The following is a 251-nucleotide window of genomic DNA, read 5'->3' as shown; positions in this document are numbered from 1 at the left end:
GGCTTAACGCCAAATGAATCAGAGCGGCTGTTCCACGAACAGTCAGGTCGTGTGGCCAAAATTAGTTGACCACTACATCCTGAATAATTTCGGCTTTGAGTCGCTCTTCGGCATACATCTTTTTGAGGCGACGGTTTTCGTCTTCCAGCTCTTTCAGGCGGGTCATCATGGAGGCATCCATCCCGCCAAAGCGCGAGCGCCACTTATAGAAACTGGCATTGCTCATACCATGCTCGCGGCACAGTTGAGCC

Annotated in this window: 1 pseudogene; it reads right to left on the bottom strand. The window is 51.8% G+C overall.

The features are described from left to right. Positions 1–70: 70 nt before the first annotated feature. Positions 71–251: pseudogene (locus ACSZPU_RS26555) on the bottom strand (transposase); the annotation flags it as partial.

The sequence above is a fragment of the Phytobacter sp. V69 genome, assembly GCF_965644215.1.
Taxonomy (GTDB): Bacteria; Pseudomonadota; Gammaproteobacteria; order Enterobacterales; family Enterobacteriaceae; genus Phytobacter.
This window is presented reverse-complemented; position numbering and strand designations above follow the sequence as displayed.